The sequence below is a fragment of the Arthrobacter sp. NPDC080086 genome (assembly GCF_040702285.1).
This window is the reverse complement of sequence record NZ_JBFBKP010000001.1, coordinates 191016-209754: the sequence shown is the minus strand read 5'-3', so window position 1 is coordinate 209754 and position 18739 is coordinate 191016. Positions and strand designations below refer to the sequence as shown.

At 64.7% G+C, this 18739-nt stretch carries 19 protein-coding genes; 10 read left to right on the top strand and 9 right to left on the bottom strand.

Going from position 1 to position 18739, the window contains the following annotated elements; all coding sequences use genetic code 11:
- Nucleotides 1-51: 51 nt before the first annotated feature.
- Entirely contained in the window at nucleotides 52-510 is a 459-nt protein-coding gene (locus AB0305_RS01045) for a MerR family transcriptional regulator (RefSeq protein ID WP_366170615.1), read from the bottom strand.
- Between the two features lie 78 nt (nucleotides 511-588).
- Here AB0305_RS01045 and AB0305_RS01040 point away from each other — a divergent pair, with 78 nt between their 5' ends.
- Both AB0305_RS01040 and AB0305_RS01035 read left to right on the top strand, forming a co-directional pair.
- Complete coding sequence (locus tag AB0305_RS01040; protein WP_366170613.1) at nucleotides 589-1824, top strand: NADH:flavin oxidoreductase/NADH oxidase family protein; 1236 nt, start codon at nucleotides 589-591, stop codon at nucleotides 1822-1824.
- A gap of 115 nt (nucleotides 1825-1939) precedes the next feature.
- Entirely contained in the window at nucleotides 1940-2503 is a 564-nt protein-coding gene (locus AB0305_RS01035; RefSeq protein ID WP_366170611.1) for an N-acetyltransferase family protein, read from the top strand.
- A 91-nt stretch (nucleotides 2504-2594) separates the two neighbouring features.
- Here the strand turns inward: AB0305_RS01035 and AB0305_RS01030 are convergent, their stop codons facing one another.
- Complete coding sequence (locus AB0305_RS01030; RefSeq protein ID WP_366170609.1) at nucleotides 2595-2927, bottom strand: DUF2322 family protein; 333 nt, start codon at nucleotides 2925-2927, stop codon at nucleotides 2595-2597.
- Nucleotides 2928-2994: 67 nt separating this feature from the next.
- The gene (locus AB0305_RS01025; protein WP_366170607.1) at nucleotides 2995-3402 is read right to left on the bottom strand and encodes a DUF1801 domain-containing protein; all 408 of its coding nucleotides are present in this window, start codon (nucleotides 3400-3402) and stop codon (nucleotides 2995-2997) included.
- Between the two features lie 143 nt (nucleotides 3403-3545).
- On the opposite strand from AB0305_RS01025, the gene AB0305_RS01020 reads away from it, so the two are divergent.
- Nucleotides 3546-3878, top strand: a complete 333-nt coding sequence (locus tag AB0305_RS01020) for a hypothetical protein (protein ID WP_366170605.1) — start codon at nucleotides 3546-3548, stop codon at nucleotides 3876-3878.
- Nucleotides 3879-3881: 3 nt separating this feature from the next.
- Here AB0305_RS01020 and AB0305_RS01015 read toward each other — a convergent pair whose 3' ends face one another.
- Genes AB0305_RS01015 through AB0305_RS01005 form a run of 3 tightly spaced genes read right to left on the bottom strand, consistent with a single transcriptional unit; the run spans nucleotide 3882 to nucleotide 6461 of the window.
- Nucleotides 3882-4742, bottom strand: a complete 861-nt coding sequence (locus AB0305_RS01015) for a class I SAM-dependent methyltransferase (protein ID WP_366170603.1) — start codon at nucleotides 4740-4742, stop codon at nucleotides 3882-3884.
- Nucleotides 4739-5431, bottom strand: a complete 693-nt coding sequence (locus AB0305_RS01010; RefSeq protein WP_366170601.1) for a glutathione S-transferase — start codon at nucleotides 5429-5431, stop codon at nucleotides 4739-4741. The genes AB0305_RS01015 and AB0305_RS01010 overlap by 4 nt, the downstream gene beginning before the upstream one ends.
- 55 nt (nucleotides 5432-5486) lie before the next feature.
- Nucleotides 5487-6461: a DJ-1/PfpI family protein gene (locus AB0305_RS01005; RefSeq protein ID WP_366170599.1), complete on the bottom strand. Its 975-nt coding sequence runs from the start codon at nucleotides 6459-6461 to the stop codon at nucleotides 5487-5489.
- Nucleotides 6462-6550: 89 nt separating this feature from the next.
- Between AB0305_RS01005 and AB0305_RS01000 the strand changes: the two genes are divergently transcribed.
- From AB0305_RS01000 to AB0305_RS00980, 5 genes are all read left to right on the top strand, one after another.
- Nucleotides 6551-7810, top strand: a complete 1260-nt coding sequence (locus AB0305_RS01000; protein ID WP_366170597.1) for an MFS transporter — start codon at nucleotides 6551-6553, stop codon at nucleotides 7808-7810.
- A gap of 91 nt (nucleotides 7811-7901) precedes the next feature.
- Nucleotides 7902-9308 carry an alkaline phosphatase family protein gene (locus tag AB0305_RS00995; RefSeq protein ID WP_366170595.1) on the top strand — a complete coding sequence of 469 codons (1407 nt, stop codon included), beginning with the start codon at nucleotides 7902-7904 and terminating at the stop codon, nucleotides 9306-9308.
- Nucleotides 9305-9802 carry a GNAT family N-acetyltransferase gene (locus tag AB0305_RS00990; protein ID WP_366170593.1) on the top strand — a complete coding sequence of 166 codons (498 nt, stop codon included), beginning with the start codon at nucleotides 9305-9307 and terminating at the stop codon, nucleotides 9800-9802. The genes AB0305_RS00995 and AB0305_RS00990 overlap by 4 nt, the downstream gene beginning before the upstream one ends.
- A gap of 141 nt (nucleotides 9803-9943) precedes the next feature.
- Entirely contained in the window at nucleotides 9944-11488 is a 1545-nt protein-coding gene (locus AB0305_RS00985) for a methyl-accepting chemotaxis protein (RefSeq protein WP_366170591.1), read from the top strand.
- Nucleotides 11489-11655: 167 nt separating this feature from the next.
- Nucleotides 11656-13053 carry a M20/M25/M40 family metallo-hydrolase gene (locus AB0305_RS00980; protein ID WP_366170665.1) on the top strand — a complete coding sequence of 466 codons (1398 nt, stop codon included), beginning with the start codon at nucleotides 11656-11658 and terminating at the stop codon, nucleotides 13051-13053.
- Nucleotides 13054-13358: 305 nt separating this feature from the next.
- Here AB0305_RS00980 and AB0305_RS00975 read toward each other — a convergent pair whose 3' ends face one another.
- Together AB0305_RS00975 and AB0305_RS00970 are read right to left on the bottom strand one after the other, a co-directional pair.
- Complete coding sequence (locus AB0305_RS00975) at nucleotides 13359-14123, bottom strand: 3-oxoacyl-ACP reductase family protein (protein ID WP_366170589.1); 765 nt, start codon at nucleotides 14121-14123, stop codon at nucleotides 13359-13361.
- 123 nt (nucleotides 14124-14246) lie between these two features.
- Nucleotides 14247-14774, bottom strand: coding sequence for an ABATE domain-containing protein (locus tag AB0305_RS00970; protein WP_366170587.1), 528 nt, complete (start codon nucleotides 14772-14774; stop codon nucleotides 14247-14249).
- Nucleotides 14775-14963: 189 nt separating this feature from the next.
- Here AB0305_RS00970 and AB0305_RS00965 point away from each other — a divergent pair, with 189 nt between their 5' ends.
- On the top strand, nucleotides 14964-16034 hold the full coding sequence (locus AB0305_RS00965) for a nitronate monooxygenase family protein (protein WP_366170585.1): 1071 nt from the start codon (nucleotides 14964-14966) through the stop codon (nucleotides 16032-16034).
- 290 nt (nucleotides 16035-16324) lie between these two features.
- On the opposite strand, the gene AB0305_RS00960 is transcribed toward AB0305_RS00965, so the two are convergent.
- Complete coding sequence (locus tag AB0305_RS00960) at nucleotides 16325-17242, bottom strand: LysR family transcriptional regulator (protein ID WP_366170583.1); 918 nt, start codon at nucleotides 17240-17242, stop codon at nucleotides 16325-16327.
- Nucleotides 17243-17402: 160 nt separating this feature from the next.
- Between AB0305_RS00960 and AB0305_RS00955 the strand changes: the two genes are divergently transcribed.
- Entirely contained in the window at nucleotides 17403-18665 is a 1263-nt protein-coding gene (locus AB0305_RS00955; protein WP_366170581.1) for a serine hydrolase domain-containing protein, read from the top strand.
- Nucleotides 18666-18739: the final 74 nt, after the last annotated feature.

Here is an 18739-nt window from a genome sequence, read left to right as displayed (position 1 = left end):
CGTGCCCATGGCTGGCAATCAGGAGGATGGCGGGCGCCTGCGTGCGCAGGCTCAGGCGCGCTTTTTTGTGCGCTGCGTTGGTGGTTCGGCGCGGGGCTGCTGCGCGGCGTCCGCGTGCACCTTGTCCAGCAGGCGCTTGGCACGGTCTGCGCACGCTTCGGCTTCGTCCTTGTGCTCGATCTCGTTGGTCAAGGCCAGTAGTTGGTGTTTGCTTTGCGCGAGCCGCTGTTCCAGCAGTTCGATCTCGGCAATCTTGCGCCGCAGCGCAACGAGCAGTGCTTCGTGTTGCCAGTTGTCCAGATCGGGCGGCAGCAGCGTGCGGATTTCGTCCAGCGAGAATCCGGCACCCTGCGCGCACAGGATGATCTCCAGGCGCCTGAGTGTATCGGGCGCGTACTCACGGTAACCGTTGGCCTGGCGTTGCGCGGGTTGCAGCAAGCCGCTGGCCTCGTAAAACCGGATGCGCGAGGCGGCAATGCCACTCTGCTGGGCGAGTTCTCCGATCTTCATGCGGACGGCTCCGAAGGGGCTTGACATTAAAGTCGACTTTAAGCTTAACGTGGAAAGGTCGTCAAACGAGGCAACCCCATGAAGCTCTTCACCCCGCTCACGCTGCAGAACGGCGCGGTCATCCCCAACCGTCTGGCCAAAGCCGCCATGGAAGAGAACATGGCCGACGCAGACCACGCACCGTCCGATGCGCTGCTGCGCCTGTACGAGGCTTGGGCCAAGGGCAAGGCGGGGCTGATCATCACGGGCAATGTCATGGTGGACCACCGTGCCATGACTGGCGCCAACGGTGTAGTGCTGGAAGACGATGCGCATCTCGACCGTTTCCGGCGCTGGGCGCAGATCGCCCGGGCCAATGGCGCGCATGTGTGGATGCAGCTCAACCACCCCGGTCGCCAGATGCCGGCTGCGTTGGGGCAGCCCACCTTGGCCCCATCCGCCGTGCCGATGGATCTGGGGGCCTTGTCCAAGCAATTTCCGGTGCCCAGGGCGATGACGGAAGCCGATATCGCCGAGGTGCAGCAGCGTTTTACGCGGGCCGCAGTGTTGGCCGAACAGAGCGGTTTTACCGGCGTGCAGATTCACGCAGCGCATGGTTATCTGCTGAGCCAGTTTCTTTCGCCCATCACCAACAAGCGGCAGGACGCGTGGGGCGGCCAGATTGAACACCGCGCGCGTTTGCTGCTGGACATCGTACGCAGCGTGCGCGGTGCGGTATCGGCGCAGTGCGTGGTGGCGGTCAAGCTCAATTCGGCGGATTTCCAGCGCGGCGGCTTCAGCCCGGAAGATGCGAAGCGTGTGGTGGAGATGCTCAATCCGCTGGGCGTGGATTTGGTGGAACTGTCGGGCGGCAGCTATGAAGCCCCGGCCATGCAGGGCCAAGCGCGCGATGGCCGCACGCTGGCGCGCGAGGCGTACTTCCTGGAATTCGCGCGCGACATTGCGGCCGTGGCACACATGCCGCTGATGGTGACGGGCGGCATCCGCCGCCGTGCAGTAGCGGAGCAGGTAGTGGACAGCGGCATTGCCATGGTGGGCATTGCCACGGCGCTGTCGATTGATCCGAACCTGCCGCGCGACTGGCATGCCGGCAAGGACAGCGCACCCGTGCTGCAGCCCATTACCTGGAAGAACAAGGTGCTGGGCTCACTGGCCAACATGGCGGTCGTCAAGTTCCAGCTCAATCGCCTGAGCCGGGGGCGAGGTACCCACCCACGTGTCTCGCCCCTGCGGGCGCTGGTGGTGCAACAGCTGGCCACGGCCTGCCAGACGCGGCGTTACAAGCGGTGGCTGGCGAGGCGCGCGTTGCGTTAGCCGGCACAACCCCGGGGGCAACCCGGTTGACGGTGGTATCCAGTTTTCTGGAAAATACATCCATTAAGATGGAATTCGCGCCTGCCGCGAAGCCGCCTACCTTTTGGAGCCCCGCATGCCTGCCCCCAAGCCGAACGACGACATCCGGAGCGACGACATCCGCCTGATCGATTGCACCGAGGCGGAGCACGCACAGGCCATCCTCGACATCCTCAACGAGGCCATCGTCAACTCCACGGCGCTGTATGACTACGTTCCCCGCCCGCCGCAGGCCATGCAGACGTGGTTTGCCGCCAAGCGTGCCGGCGGGTTTCCGGTGGTGGGCGCGGTGGATGCCTCGGGCCGGCTGCTGGGCTTCGCAAGCTGGGGCACGTTCCGCGCGTTTCCCGCCTACAAGTACACGGTGGAGCACAGCGTGTACGTGCACCACAGCTGCCGTGGGCGCGGGCTGGGCGAACGCCTGCTGCGTGAACTGATCCGGCGCGCGCAAGCGGCGCAGGTGCACGTGCTGGTCGGCTGCATCGACGCGGCCAACGCCGGCAGCGTCGCCCTGCATACCCGGCTCGGGTTCGTGCATGCGGGCACCATCAAAGAGGCGGGCTTCAAGTTCGGCCGCTGGCTCGATGCCGCGTTCTACCAGCTCAACCTTGAGACGCCTGCACACCCTGTGGATGGTTGATGGCGTTGCAACTGCCGCCGCGATGGTCGCAGCAAGATAGAAAAAGGCCGGCGTGGTGCCGGCCCTTTTCATTGCGTCGCCAACAGCGCCGTCAGCCTTTGGCCACGACGTTGATGCGCAGCGCTTCCGCCCCCGCCGCGATGGCGAGCAGCCGGTCGACATTCGGATGCGCGCCCGGGCGGTTGCGCGCATCGGCGGTGTGCTCGGCAAATACGGCCAGTCCGTGTTCGGCGGCCTTGGCATCGAGCTGGCCGAAGGCCTGCTGCAGGTAGTGGTACACCGCCAGCGAACCTTGCTTGCCCGGCTTGTTCTCGATGTCGGCGACCACGGCGCCCTGGCCGTCCACCAAGTCGATCCGCTCGACGCCGTCAATGGCGGGCAGTTGGGCGAGGTTGTCCTTGAAGATGGGGGTCGGTTGAATCACTGAAGTGGCTCCATGGGTTGTTCAGGCGGGCCGTATGTTAGCCGCTCTGGCGCCACGCGCGCGCGGCTCAGCGTTTTGCGGCGGCCTTGTTCACGGCAATGGCCGCCTGGATGAGCGCCTTCAGCGCTTTCTCGTTCACCGTGTCGCCTTCGCGAAAATCGATCGCGCGGCGGACGTTGCCGTCCAGGCTGGAGTTGAAGAGCCCGGCAGGGTCCGGCACGGAGGCACCCTTGGCAAACGTCATCTTCACCGTCTGCTTGTAGGCCTCGCCGGTGCAGAGGATGCCGTGGTGCGACCACACCGGCACGCTCCATTTCCATTCTTCGACCACGCCAGGGTCGGCTGCCAGGATGACGGTGCGCAGGCGGGTGAGCATTGCACCGCGCCAGTCGTTCAGCTCGGCAATGCGGGCGTCGATCTGCTCGGCTGCCGGTGCTGCGTTGTCCTTTGCGTTGTCCGGTGCGTTTTTCTTCATGCGTTGCCTCCGTGGTGGATTGACGAGGATAGGCTCAACGGCGTGCGTGCGCCATCACCGACTTGCGCGCGCGGGCCATGGCGCCCGGCCAATTTTGGAGCCAAACTTGCTTGCCTGAAGCAGGCTTGGTTGAGGGAGCCATCATGCAAGAGCTCGCCTTTCGTACGCTGCTGTATCGCTACTTCTTCTTTGGCTGGCTGTTCAAGGATGCCAGTCACGGCAACCTGTTTGAACGCTCCGCTGCATGGCGCTTCAACCAGGCGCATGCGCACTGGCTGCTGGCCTATATGCGGCGGTGGCTCTGGTGCGGTGCGGTCTGCTATGCGCTGGGTGGGGTGGCGGAACTGGCGCTCAAGACGCCGTGCCTGTCGGCATTGTTCTATGTGCCGAGCGCGTTGAGTGTGCCTATCAATATGGTCATCGGTGTGCTGTGGATCGGCTTGAAGGCGCTGCCGGGTCCTGTGCGTGAACGCTAGGAGCTACACGGTCGCAATCAGCAATTCCTCCGCATTGGCGGGGGGACGCAAGCCATCGGCACGGCCGGCAAAGTAACGCTGCGTCAGGGTGTCGGCGGAGATGTGCTGTGCATCACGAAAGCCGTTTTCGCGTGCCAGCGCCAGCATTTCGGGCGGGGTAAAGAAACTGATGAACGGTGTGCCGCTGGCACGTGCGCCTTTCTCGGCCATCTCCAGGCCGGGGCGGACTTCGGGCGCGGCCATTTCCAGCGGCAGCAGAAACGTCATGGCAAACATGGAGCCTGGCGCCAGCGATGCCACCTGCCGTAGCGTGGCAGCGTTCGCTTCCTTGGTCAGATACATGCTCACGCCGGTGGACACGACCACGGCCGGCTTGCTGGTGTCAAAACCGGCGGCGACAAGCGCGTCCTGCCACGACGCGCGCGCTTCAAAATCGACTGGCACGAAGCGCAGCCAATCCGGTGTGCCAAAACCGAGCTCCGCCAAACGTTGGCGCTTCCACGCCTGCGGGTTGGGCGGATCGACCTCGAACACGGTCATGCGCGACGCAACATCCGGCCGGCGCTGCGCGAAGCTGTCCAGGCCCGCGCCCAGAATGACGTACTGGCTCAGCCCTTGCGCTGCGTGCTCGATGACGAGGTCTTCAATGAAACGTGCACGCGCCACGATCGATGCCCGAAATGGCCGGGTGAACTGCGGGTCCATGTCGTCGCGCTGCTGCCAGTCGGCAGGGGGTGCGAGCAATTGCAGGCCGACCGTATCCTCCAGCACGTGCGGCGGCGCATCGATCTGCACGTGCAGAGCGCGCCACAAGGCCACACGCGCTGCGGTGCTGTCGGGTGCGGCATCCGGTGTGGTCTTCATGGCGACATGCCTCCATCAGTCGGGTGCGGATACTCGGGAAACGCGGCAACGGCCTGTACTGGCTGCTTGGTCATGCAAACCTCGAACAGCCGGCTGCTCAGCCATTCGGCCAACCAGGCTTGCAGTGCCGGCAGCGGCTGGCGGGCGAACCAATCGGGCTCCACCGCTGCAAACTGCCGCACGAACGGGAAGATCGCCAAGTCAGTTGCACACGGCATCGAGCCGCCAAGATAGCGCTGATGTTGCAAGCGTGATTCCAGCGGTATCAGCAGGGTTTCAACTGCGTGGGCACGGGCGGTCTCGCGCCGTATGGTCTCTTGGGCCTCTTGCGGATAGCGATCCGGATATTTGTAGCGATCGAGCAGGCGTTTGAAATCGCCATCGTTCGTGCGCAGCAGGGCGAGGTTGTCGTCGGATTGGGCGCGGCACCACCAGCCATCTGTGTCTGGCTGCTCGAGTGCCCAGCGCATGATGTCGAGGCTCTCTTCCAGCACGGTGCCATCGGGCAGGCGCAACACGGGCACGGTGCCCTTGGGCGAGAGCGCCAGCATTTCCGCCGGCTTATCGCGCATGACGATCTCGTAGGTCTGGAAGCGCCGGTGGGCCTGCAGCATCGCCAAGCGGGCGCGCATGGCGTAGGGGCAACGGCGATAGCTGTAGAGCAGGGGCAGTGTGGTGTCAGCGAGCATCAAGGCAAGCGTCAAAGGCGCGGTTTCTGAATCGGCGAGGGTAACGTCTAACGTCTTATGCGACCAGGCGTGCGTGCCCGCCGCGCCCGGAGCGCCGAACCGACTGCGGCGGCTGCCCAAACACGCGAATGAACGCACGCCGCATGCGCTCCGGATCAGCAAAGCCCACGGCGCGGGCGACTTGTTCCAGCGATTCATCGCCGGCTTCCACGCGCGGGCGGGCAGCCTCGGCCCGCAGCTTTTCGATGGCCTTGGCGGGCGTCTGGCCGGTCTCGGCCACGAAGGCGCGATCGAACTGGCGGCGGCTCAGGTGTGCGACGTCGGCCAGCCGGTCAACATCCAACGCCTCATGCAGATGTTCGCGCGCGTAGCTTAGCGCCCGGGCGATGCGGCTCGATGCTGGGTCCAGCTCCAGCAGCGCCGAGAACTGCGACTGCCCGCCCGGCCGCCGGTGATACACCACCAGCTCACGCGCCACCGCGCGTGACACCTCGACGCCCAGGTCGTCTTCGATCAACGCCAGCGCAAGGTCGATGCCTGAAGAAATGCCGGCCGAGGTCCACACCGGCCCGTCGTGGATGAAGATGTGGTCGCTCTGCACCTGCACGCGCGGATAGCGCCGTTGCAGCAAAGCCGCCATGCGCCAGTGCGTGGTCGCGCGGCGGCCATCGAGCAGCCCGGCTGCCGCCAGCGCGAATGCACCGGAACACACGCTCGTCATGCGCCGCGAGTGCTGTGCCGCTTCCTGCACGAAGGCGATCAACCGGGACGAGAACGCATCCTCCCGCGGGCCGTTGCCGCCGGAGATGACCAGCGTGTCGAAGGCCGGGTCGTCCAGCCCCTGCGTCTGCATGACGAGGCCTGGCGCGCTTTGCACGAGCGAGCCGCCTTCGGACAGCACGTCGATCCGATAGGCCGGCTGCCCGGAGGTGGCGGCATGCAGCCGGTTCGCCACGTCAAAGGCCGTCAGCGGGCCGGTGAAATCCAACAGGCTGCAGCCTGGAAACACCAGAAAGCCGATTCTGCGCATGATGTCTTGAAATGAGGGATTAACGTCATTTAGGTCGGATGTTGCTCCGCCAGACTGCGGCTGTCAAACGCATTTCTGGAGAGACGATCATGACGACAGCCGTGTGTGTACCGGCCGCGACCACGCCCATGTCACGCCATCACCGCTGGAAGGTGTTGGGCGTGGGGGTGGCGGCCAACGCGAGTTTTTCGGCGGCGTTTTCGGGCATTCCGACCACGGCCGTGTTCATCCGCTCGGCGTATCACCTGGGCAATGCCGAACTGGGCGTGGCGCTGGGGGCGTTGGGGTTGGGTATCGCCATCAGCGAATTACCCTGGGGCTTGCTGACCGACCGCTGGGGCGATCGCTCTGTGCTGCTAGCGGGGTTGGGGCTTACGGGGCTGGCGTTGTTCGTGATGGCGTGCTGCGTTGCACCCCTGCATGGCAATGTGCCGCCGCTAGCGTGGCTGGTGGCCGGCATGCTGAGCGTCGGCCTGTTGGGCGGCAGCGTGAATGGGTCGAGTGGGCGCGCGGTCATGGGCTGGTTTCGTGAGGGGGAGCGCGGCTTGGCCATGAGCATTCGCCAGACTGCCGTGCCGCTGGGCGGGGGGATCGGCGCGCTGGTCCTACCGAGCCTCGCCGCGCATGCCGGGTTTGCTGCGGTGTATGGCGTGCTGGCGGCGGCGTGCGTATTGACGGCGGTGCTGACGTGGCTGTGGGTGCATGACGCGCCGGATGTGGTGAGCGCTACCGCCGCCAACACCACGGCATCCGCCATGCCGGGGCCATTGCGAGACCCGATGCTGTGGCGCATGGCCCTGGCCATCGGCCTGCTGTGCGTGCCACAGGGGGCGGTCGTTGCGTTCGCCACGGTGTTTCTGCGCGACTTTGCGCATGCCAACGTGCTCACGCTCAGCCTGACCATGGCGGCCGTGCAGGGTGGCGCGGCCGTCATGCGCGTATGGAGCGGCCGCTGGACCGACCGCCACGGCAATCGCCGCGCGTATCTGCGGATGTGCGCCCGGTTGAGCGTTGCGCTGTTCGTCGTGCTGGCCGGTGTGGCGTGGATGACGTCGGCGCTGTTGATCGACCTGACAGTCATGCGCGTCGCGCTGGTGGCAGCCATCGTGGCGGGCGGCATCTGCGTGTCGGCCTGGCATGGCGTGGGCTATACCGAGATGGCTACGCTGGCCGGTGCACAGCGAGCAGGCACGGCGCTGGGCCTGGGCAATACGGGCGCTTTCACCGCGCTTGGGGTGACTTCGCTGGGCTTGCCGTATGTGCTGGCGTGGTCGTCTTGGCCGGTGGTGTGGCTGGTGGCGGCCGGCAGCGCGTTGATTGCGTGGCGTGTGCTGCCGGCGGTACGTTGATCAGCGCATCGGGCAGCGCGGCGCCAATCCCCTTCGTTTCTTTCTATAGTGACCGGCAGTGATCGGCACAAGCAAAAACGAGGGGGCCACCATGGCAGGCTTGAACGCAATCCAGCACGTGGTCGTGCTGATGTTGGAGAACCGGTCGTTCGACAACCTGTTCGGCACGCTGTATCCCAAGAGCGCCGAGTTTGATGGCCTCTCCGGCACCGAGACCAACCCCGATGGCGGCGGCGAACCCATCCGCGTGTGGACGACACCGGTGCCACCCAACGTGATGACGCTGCCCAACCCCGACCCGGGCGAGCTCTTTACCGACATCAACCAGCAGCTCTTCGGCCAGCAGATGCCGTTGGGGCAGACGCCCACCATGCAGGGCTTCACCACCAACTACGCCAAGAACGGTGGTGATCCGCGCAACATCATGCATTTCTTCACGTCGGACCAGGTACCGGCGCTCAGCACCTTGGCGCGCAACTACGCCGTGTGCGATGCGTGGTTTGCCTCCGCGCCGTGCCAGACGTGGCCCAACCGGTTTTTCGTGCACACCGGCACCGCGCATGGCTATCCGAACAATTCGCCGGTGCACTTTCCGTATTTGATGCCGACGCTGTTCAACGCGCTCGACGGCGTCGTGCCCGACGATTGGGCCGTCTACTACCACGACTTCGCGCAGTCGCTCACGCTCACGCGACTGTGGCTGCATCTGGATCACTTCCACCTGTTCGACGATTTTCTCGACGATGCCGCCAACGGCAAGCTGCCCTCGTACAGCTTTATCGAACCGCGCTACTTTGCCGATCTCGACTGGCCCAACGACATGCACCCGCCGCACGATGTTGGCTATGGCGATGCATTGGTCGCGAAGGTGTACAACGCGCTGCGCAATTCACCGCACTGGCATCAGACGATGCTCGTCATCACGTTTGATGAGCACGGCGGTTGTTTCGACCACGTGCCGCCGCCCGCTGCCGTGCCGCCCAGCCCGCCGCAACCGGGGCAGCTCTTTGCGTTTGACCGGTTGGGCGTGCGCGTGCCGACGGTGGTGGTGTCGCCGTGGATTCCCAAGGGCACCATCTTTCGTTCAACCGCCGCGCAGCCGTACGACCACACCGCCATCATCAAGACGCTGCGCGTACGCTACAGCATCCAGACGCCGCTCACCGCGCGCGATGCCAGCGCGCCCGACCTCAGCCAAGTGCTCGAGCTCAGCGCCCCCGACGACAACCGCGACCCCGTTGCAGCCCGTGCCATGGCAGCGAACCCCGCAGGCCTGCAAGCGGCACGCAATGCACCGCTCAACGACTTCCAATGGGCCATGCATGAATCCGCCGCGATGCTGGCGCCGCTGGGCACCGGCATTAGCATTGATGACCACGTGCGCAACCTGTCGACCGATCAGCAGCCGACCGTGCCCGCCGCGCAGAATGCCCAGCAGGCGGCGCAGCACATCAAGGACGTGCTAGCCTCCATGGATTTGCCGTACGCCGGGCAATGACCATGAATGCACCACTCCAGCGCCACCCCTTGGTGATCCGCCCCTTCCGCGCGGGCGAAGAGTCCGCGCTCCACGCCATCTTCTATTCCGCCGTCCACGGCATCGCTGCTAGCCGCTATCGCCCTGAGCAACTCGAAGCCTGGGCGCCCGCCGACTACGACGCCGAGCAATGGGCCGAGCGCATTCGCCGCATTCAGCCTTTTGTGGCGGAAATCGACGGACAACCCGTGGGCTATGCCGACCTGCAGGCCACTGGCTATATCGACCACTTCTTTGTGTCTGCCACCCACGCGCGGCAGGGTGTCGGCCAGAGCCTGATGAACCACATCCTCAATCTGGCCGCGCAACGCCGGATGACGCGCGTGCAGGCCCACGTAAGTTTGAGCGCTGAGCCATTCTTCGCCCGCAACGGGTTTGCGGTAATGGCACGCCAGACCGTGACGGTGCGCGGCGTGCCGCTCGATAACGCGCTGATGGTGCGCATGCAGGCCTGAGCCAAGACGTGCACGGGGCTTCGTTCTCCGGGGAAACCCTCGGAATGTAGTTAAAGTTTGATGAGTATCTGTCGTTAGTTTTGCTGAACTCGGTTCTCTTAGAGGACTCGCTTCGCGCCCCACACATTTCTCACGACGGATATGAAGACGCTCTCCATCAAGGCACGGCTTGCGCTGGTGCTGTTCGTTTTAGCGGTATTCCTGGCGGGCGTCGGTGCGCTGGGGTTGGTCGGTAACCTGCGCTCGAATGCGGCGCTCAAGGAAACCTTCGCCAACAACCTGCCGTCCACGCGGCAGCTGGGTGTTGCGGAGGCCAAGCTTGCCCAGGCACGCAACGCACTGGACCGCGCCATTCTCGAAACCGATCCGGCCAAGGTGGCGGATGCCATTGGCCGCATTGGCGCGCAAATCGAGTCCAGCGAGAAGGGATGGAAGGGCTACCTCGGGTTGCCGTTCTCCACGGCAGAGGAAGAGCGTGTGGCAGGGGAAGCCGGAAAGCAACGGACCCTCGTCAAAGAGAGCATCGCGACGGCCATTGACGCCATCAAGCGCGGCGACAAGGAAACGGCGCGCCAACTGGTGGTGGACAAGATTCCCATGCAGTTCCGCACCTATGCAGAGCAGTCCGATCGTCTGAACGCGATCCAAGAAGAGGTGTCTGCCGCCGCGTATGCCGCGTCTCAATCGTTCTTCAGCGGCCTGCTGTGGACGTTCGGCATCGTCATTGCCGTGGGCCTGGCGCTGGCGGCGGGTTGCTATTTCATCCTGTCGCGCGCCATCTCGCGCCCACTGGAAGAGATGCTCGTGCACTTCCGCGAGATTGCCGCCGGCAACCTGACCACCGATGTGCGCATCCACTCGCGTGACGAGATGGGCGTGCTGATGGAAGGTCTGCAGCAGATGCAGGCCAAGCTGAAGGAAACCGTCGTCACGGTGCGCCGCGGCAGCGAATCGATCGCCTCGGCCACGCAGCAGATCGCCGCGGGCAATACCAACCTGTCGCAGCGTACGGAAGAGCAAGCCAGCTCGCTGGAAGAAACGGCGTCGAGCATGGAGGAGCTCACGAGCATCGTGAAGCAGAACGCCGACAACGCACGTCAGGCCAGCACGCTGGCGGTGAGCGCATCCGAGATTGCCGTGCAGGGCGGTGCCGTGGTGCAGGACGTGGTTGCCACGATGGGCGAGATCAGCGATTCGTCGCGCAAGATCACCGACATCATCGCCGTGATTGAAGGCATCGCATTCCAGACCAACATCCTGGCGCTGAATGCCGCGGTGGAAGCCGCACGTGCCGGTGAACAAGGCCGCGGCTTTGCGGTCGTGGCCGGTGAAGTGCGCACGCTGGCGCAACGCAGTGCGGGTGCCGCCAAGGAAATCAAATCGTTGATCGAAGACTCCGCCACGCGTGTGGAATCGGGCTCGACGCTGGTGGCACGTGCCGGCAAGACGATGGAAGAAATCGTCGTGGCCGTGAAGCGCGTAACGGACATCATGGGCGAGATCAGTGCGGGCTCGGCAGAGCAGAGCAGCGGTATCGAGCAGATCAACGAAGCCGTGACGCAGATGGACGACGTGACGCAGCAGAACGCCGCGCTGGTGGAAGAAGCCGCTGCCGCTGCGCAAGCGCTGGAAGAGCAGGCGGACGAATTGCGCCGCGCTGTGGCGGTGTTCCGCGTGGCGATGTAACGCGCGGGTTTCGGATGGATTGCCCCGGCAGCGAAGTGGCTGCCTCGGGGCTACACTGCTGGGTCAGTCTTTGGACTGGCCCCGCTTTGTTTTATGCGGTGCACTCATAACGATTATTCGGAGGTGTCATGCGTTTCCAGTGTCGTCGTGTTCCCGTTCGGGCCTTGGTGTCTGCTGCCGTGCTGGCATGCAGCGCCGGCGCCATCGCCCAGACTATCCCCGCCAGCAAGCCTGCGCCTACTACGCTCACGCCTGAGCAGCAGCGCTATCACGACATCTACAAAGAGCTGGTCGAGATCAACACGACGCATTCGGCCGGTGACACCACTCAGGCGGCGCAGGCCATGGAGAAGCGCCTGCGTGAGGCAGGCTTTGCCGCCGCGGACATGCAGGTGATCGAGCCTTTCCCCAAGAAGGGCAACCTGGTGCTGCGCTGGAAGGGCACGGGCGCCAAGAAACCCGTCTTGCTGCTTGCGCATATCGACGTGGTGGAGGCCAAGCGCGAAGACTGGAAGACCGACCCGTTCAAGCTGCAGGAGACCGACGGTTACTTCACCGCACGCGGCGCGATTGACGACAAGGCGATGGCCTCGGCTTTTGTGTCGGTGTTGGGCCAGCTCAAGCAGGAAGGCTTCAAGCCCGCGCGCGACATCATCCTTGCGCTCACCACGGATGAAGAACGCGGTGACGTGCCGAGCAACGGTGCGTACTGGATTGTCAACAACAAGCCCGAGCTGGTGAAGGCCGAATTCGGCATCAACGAAGGCGGTGGCGGCGAGCTGCGCAATGGCAAGCCGGTACTCCATCGCATTCAGGTGGCCGAGAAGATGTACACGACGTACGAGCTGGAAGTGCGCGACGTGGGCGGCCACAGTTCAGTGCCGACCAAGACGAACCCGGTCTATGCGCTGTCGGCGGCGCTGGACCGGCTGGGGGCGTATCAGTTTCCCGTCAAGCTGGCGGATGTGACGCAGACCTACTTTGCACGCAGCGCGCCGCTGGCGACGGGGCAACTGGCGGAAGACATGCGTGCGGTGGGCACCGGCAAGCCGGACCAGGCGGCCATTGATCGGCTGTCTGCCAATCCGTTCTACAACGCGCAGCTGCGGACCACGTGTGTAGCCACCATGGTCAACGCCGGCCATGCCGAGAATGCGCTGCCGCAGTCGGCCAAGGCGACCGTGAATTGCCGGATCTTGCCGCACGATGATCCGGCGGATATTGATCGTCAGCTCAAGCAGGTGCTGGCCAACGACAAGATCAGCGTGCGCTATGTCAACAAGCCGCTGGCTAGCCCGGCTTCATCGCTCAATGGTGACTTGGTGAAGACGGTGGAGGCGCTGACGCAGCAGACCTGGGGCGTGCCGGTGATTCCGGCTATGAGCACGGGGGCGACCGATAGCCGGTTCATGCGCAATGCGGGGATTCCGATGTATGGGGTGTCGGGGTTGTTTACCGAGCCGGCGGACTTGCGTACGCATGGGCTGGATGAGCGGATTGAGATTGCGCGGCTGTATGACGGGCGGGAGTTTATTTATCGGTTGGTTAGGCAGGTTGCGGAGTAAGGGTTTGGTGCTTGCTTTCTTTGGGGGCGTTGGGGGTGCATCCCTTGTTTCACCCCCTGCCGGGGGCGACTCACTTTCTTTGTCTTGCCAAAGAAAGTAAGCAAAGAAAGGCGCGCCCGAGATGGCGACTTCCCCTTGAATTTCTGTCGCAGAGAGGGGAAGGGGAAAACTCGCTTCGCTCAGACAGTTCCCCTTCCTTTTTCCTCTCTGCAACAGAAATTCAAGGCGCCATCTAGGGCAGGAACGTCAACGGCTACACCGTCTGAGTGCGAGGGTTGGCGTTGTGGCCGCTCTTGGTGGTTGGCTTAGATGAAGCCGCCGTCTGTCATTAGGGTGCGGCCGGTGATCCAGCGTGCGTCGTCCGAGGCGAGGAAGGCGATGGCGTCGGCGATGTCTTCGGGTTCGCCCAGGCGGCCTAGCGGTGTGGATTCGCGCATGTGGGCTTTGACCTCGTCGGGGATGGGGGCGGTCATGTCGGTGCGTGTGAGTGCCGGTGCCACGGCGTTGACGGTGATGTTGCGCGGGCCTAGTTCTATGGCAAACGCGTGGGTCAATGCGCCGACTGCGGCCTTGCTTGCCGCATACACCGACAGCCCTGCGCGCGGGCGATACACCAGGCTGGATGACACGTTGACGATGTGGCCGCCGCGAGCCGGCACGTGCGGCAGCACGGCTTGCGTGACGAGGATGACCGACAGCGCATTGGTGCGGAATTGCGCATCAAACGAGGCGGCGTCGATGCTGCCGACCGGCTGCCCTTCCAGAATGCCTGCGTTGTTGATGACGATGTCGATGGCGCCGAATGCTTCGCGCACGGCGCTGACCATGGCGTTGACGGACGTCGCGTCTGCCACATCGGCCTGCACGGCGATCGCTTCTGCGCCGCTTGCGCGAATGGCGCTGACGACGGCGTCGGCTTCATCGCGGTTGCTGCGGTAGACCACGGCAAGGCGCGCGCCGTCCGCGGCCAAGCGGCGCGCTACGGCGGCGCCAATGCCGCGCGAGCCGCCGGTGACGATGGCGTTGCGGCCCGCCAGGCGGGCCGGCGTGTTGGATTGGGTTTGCGACATGCTTGTTCTCCTGAAGGGATGCAATGTTTCGGGAGAACAGGTTACGAACCCGACGCAGTACGCGCAGCGGCCCCCGCTGCGACGCGGCGTTCCAACATTGCAACGCCGGATGTGGTCGACGCGTCAGCGCTGCTGGCGCTTGCGGTATTCCGCCACCTTATGTCGATTGCCGCAGAGCGCCATGCTGCACCAGCGGCGCTTGTGCGACTTGGTGCGGTCGTAAAACCAACGCGTGCAATCGGGGTGTTCGCACATGCGGATCAACGTGAAATCACCCTCGGCCAGCAACAGCGCGGCCGCTTCGGCCACCGGTGCCAGGCACTGTTCCACCGAATCGGTCGGGCGCAGGCGTTCCACGCGTGGTGTGCCGTCGCTCCACACCAGAACGGGGTGGCTGGGCGCTTGGCGGAGGAATACGTTCAGCCCATCGGCGCTGGCGGTGCGGCCGGCTTTGCGCGCCTCCACCAACACGCGGATCACCTCACGCAGGTGCCGCGCCACCGCTAGCAATACGCCGGGTGGATAGCGCCCCACCAGGGGTTGCGTCAACCAGCCGGCGCGCATCAGCCAGTCGGACACATCCCCATCGGTCTGCCAAAGGTCGCATGGCTGGCCGTCCATGCTGTCCACGGTATTGAGCATGTCGAGCACGGGGTGATCGGCAATCAGTGCGGGCGTATCAGGCGGTGGCACGGTGGGGCGGGTTGTCGCAATGCGCCGATTGTAACTGGAGAAAATTGAATATGTAGGTTACGGGAAAAGCCCCATCGTCCCCTGAGGAATCTTGCGCAGGGTGCGCCGCATTACCATGAATGCATCCCGACTTTGCTGGAGACAATCATGAGCGCATGGCCTGATGCCCGCGTGCTGGAGCTGTTCAACATCGACGTGCCCATCGTGCTGGGGCCGATGGCCGGCGTGGCCGGGGTGGAGTTGGCGATTGCCGTGGCGCGCGGCGGCGGCCTTGGGTCTCTGCCGTGCGCGATGCTCAATGCCGAGCAGATCCGCCAGCAGGTTGAGCAATTTCGTGCTGCCGTGCGCGGCCCCATCAACCTGAACTTCTTCTGCCACACGCCGCCCCAGCCTGACCCGGAGCGGGAGGCCAAATGGCGCGCGCATCTGGCGCCGTACTACGCAGAATTCGGCATCGACCCGAACGCGCAGGCGCCGGCCGCCAACCGCACGCCGTTTGATGAAACCACCTGCGCGCTGGTGGAAGAACTCAAGCCCGAGGTGGTGAGCTTTCACTTTGGCTTGCCGGCGCCGGAACTGCAGGCGCGCGTGAAGGCCGCGGGCGCGAAAATCATCTCCGCGGCCACCACGGTGGAAGAAGCGCGCTGGCTGGAAGCGCGCGGCGTGGATGCCATCATCGCCATGGGCAACGAGGCGGGTGGCCATCGCGGCATGTTCCTCGCCAAGACGATTGAATCGCAGGTCGGCACGTTCGCACTGGTGCCGCAGGTAGCAGATGCGGTGCGGGTGCCCATCATCGCGGCTGGTGGAATTGGCGACGCACGCGGCTTGGTGGCGGCGCTTGCGTTGGGCGCATCTGCCGTGCAGATCGGCACCGCTTACATGCTCTCGCCAGAGGCGAAAACTTCGGCCATCCATCGTGCCGCGCTCAAGCGCGCAACCGACGCCGATACCGCGCTGACCAACCTGTTCACCGGCCGCCCGGCGCGCGGCATCGTCAACCGCCTGATGCGGGAGATCGGCCCGATGAGCGCGTTCGCCCCGGCTTTCCCAACGGCGGGCGGCGCGCTCGCCCCGTTGCGCGCCAAGACGGAGCCGACGGGCTCGGGCGACTTCATCAACCTGTGGTCAGGCCAAGCCGGTCAACTGGCGACGGAAGACTCTGCTGAAGCCATCACCCGCCGTATCGCTACGCAGGCGCTTGAACGACTGGCCTGAGAACCTGTTCACGATCCTACTGCGCGGCCCCGAGTGGGGCATATGCGGGGGCTCATGCGCTGCTCGGAATCCTCATGTACTTGAGTCCATTCTGGTTCCTGCGCCGCTCTTCACCCCGCTGAGGGCCGCTCGCTACGGATCGTGAACAGGTTCTGAGCGCTTCCCGCAGCATCCTTCCCACACGGGCACGTCAGACGGCGTGCCCGTTTTGCATGACGAATCGGGATGCATGCAATGGAAAAATTTCATGTAACCGTGTAGACGCACTTTTATTGGTTTCGTTGCGCGAATCAGCCGAGCGCTTTCATGGTCGGTTCTTGCGTAAAGCGCTCGCGCAGGAACGCGATGAGCGCTTTTACGGATGGCGGCACACCGGCGCGCGACGGGTACAGCGCGTGCAGGTCTGCGGGCTCGGGCGTCCAGCCGGGCAATGCGGTGCGCAAGCGGCCATCGAGCAGCGCCTCATGGCAGCAGTGCTGGGGGAGCACGGCAAAGCCCAAGCCGGCGATGGCCGCTTCACGCAGGGCGAGGATGTTGTCGGTGGCAAAACGCGGCCGAATCGGCAGCGCCAGCCGATGGCCGTGCCGGTCGTGCAACACCCAATCGCGGCTGCGGGCGAGCGTGCCCTGGCCCAGGCAGGGCAGGTCTTCGAGCGCTGCCGGCGTGACGGGCTCACCCACGCGCGCGATCAACGTGGGGCTGCCCACCAGCACGCGTGGCGATACGGCCAGAGGGCGCGCCACCACATCCCGCGAGGGCAGCGGCCCGGTGGCGGCGCGGATGGCCACGTCAATGCGCTGCTCGATCAGGTCGACATAGTTGTTGGACAGATCCAGCTCAATGCGCAGCTTGGGGTGGGCGTCGGCAAATTCCGCCAGCCAGCCGGCGACCGGCGTCTCCGCCAGCAAGGGCGAGGTGCCAACGCGCAGCACTCCCGCCGGCTCACTGCGCGCTGCACCGGCCAGCGCTTCAATGGCTGCAGATGCATCGGCCATGTCGCGTGCATGCCGATACACCGCCTCGCCCACGGGCGTGACGGACACGCGATGGCTCGAGCGTTGCAGCAAGCGCGTGCCGAGCTGCGTTTCCAACTCGGCAATGCGTCGGCTCAGGCGGGATTTGGGGATGCCCGTGGCACGCTCGGCGGCAGAAAAGCCACCGGCTTCCACCACGCGTGTGAAGAGGTAGAGATCGTCGAAGCGCTTCATGTTGAGGCGGTGTTGCAGGCGAACCGCATTGAAGCACAGTCACGCCGTACGGACGCATGGTTTGCGCCGCGAGTGGCACCTGCCACAATGTCGCCAGAACGGCAGGCGTGGTCGGCGTGCCGCACACCAGATCGAAGTGTCGTGAATGCAAGGAGCAAGCATGGAACAGCACTGTAGGCAAACGCAGGGCATGTCTCACGAACGGCTCCAACGGGTCGATCGTTTCATCCATGACGCGTATGTTGCGACCGGCAAGCTGCCCGGCGCGCTCACGCAGGTGTGGCGGCGCGGCGAGCGGGTCGTGAATGCCGTGCAGGGCTGGGCTGACCGCGAGCGCCAGGTGCCGCTGGCCGAAGATTCGATCTTCCGCATCTACTCGATGACCAAGCCGATCACCTCGGTGGCGTTCATGATGCTGGTGGAGGAATGCAAGGTCGCACTGGATGATCCGGTCAGCAAGTACATCCCTGCGTGGGAAACCCTGGGCGTGTTTACCGGCGGCTTCATGGCCGGTTTCCAGACGCGCCCGACCGCGCGACCGATGCGCATGGTCGACCTGCTGCGCCACACCTCCGGCCTGACGTACGGCTTCCACCAGAATACGAATGTCGACGCGGCGTATCGGCAACTGAAGCTGGGCGGTGCCGACCTCAACGGAACGCTGGACGAGATGATCGAAAAGCTGGCGGGTCTGCCGCTGGAGTTCTCACCGGGCGAGGCGTGGAACTACTCGGTTTCCACCGATGTGCTCGGCTACCTCGTCGGCAAGATCAGCGGCGTGCCGTTCGAGACCTTTCTGAAGGAACGGATCTTTGATCCGCTGGGGATGGGCGATACGGCGTTCTACGTGCCGGAGGACAAGGCCTCGCGCTTCTGCGCTTGCTACGCCGTCGGGTCGCTCGGCTCGACGGCGGTATCGGATCAACCGGTCTTGCAAGACGACCCGCGTACCAGCGTCTATCTGAAGCGCCCCAGCTTTGTTTCGGGCGGAGGAGGGCTGGTCTCCACCGCGGCGGACTACCTGCGCTTTGCGCGCATGCTGCTGCAAGGCGGCGAGCTGGATGGCGTGCGCCTGCTCGGCCCCAAAACGCTGGCGCTGATGACCGCCAACCATCTGCCGGGCGGGGTCGACATATCGACCCTGTCGCCGCGCTCGATGTTCAGCGAGGCGGCCTACGACGGCGTCGGGTTCGGGCTCGGCTTCGCCACCACGATTTCGCAGGCAGCCACGCTCATCCCTGGCAGCACCGGCGACTTTTTCTGGGGCGGCGCGGCCGGCACGTTCTTCTGGGTGGACCCGAAGGAAGACCTGATCGGACTGTTCTTCACGCAGGTCTTGCCGTCATCCGCGTACCCGGTGCGCCGGCAGCTGCGCACGCTGGTCTATAGCGCGATCACCGATTTGGGCGCGGCCCAGCGCTGAGTGCGGGATCGACCCGAGACCCAAGCTACGGCTCATTACCGGGCGATTGCTCGGTATGATGGCAAACCGAGGCC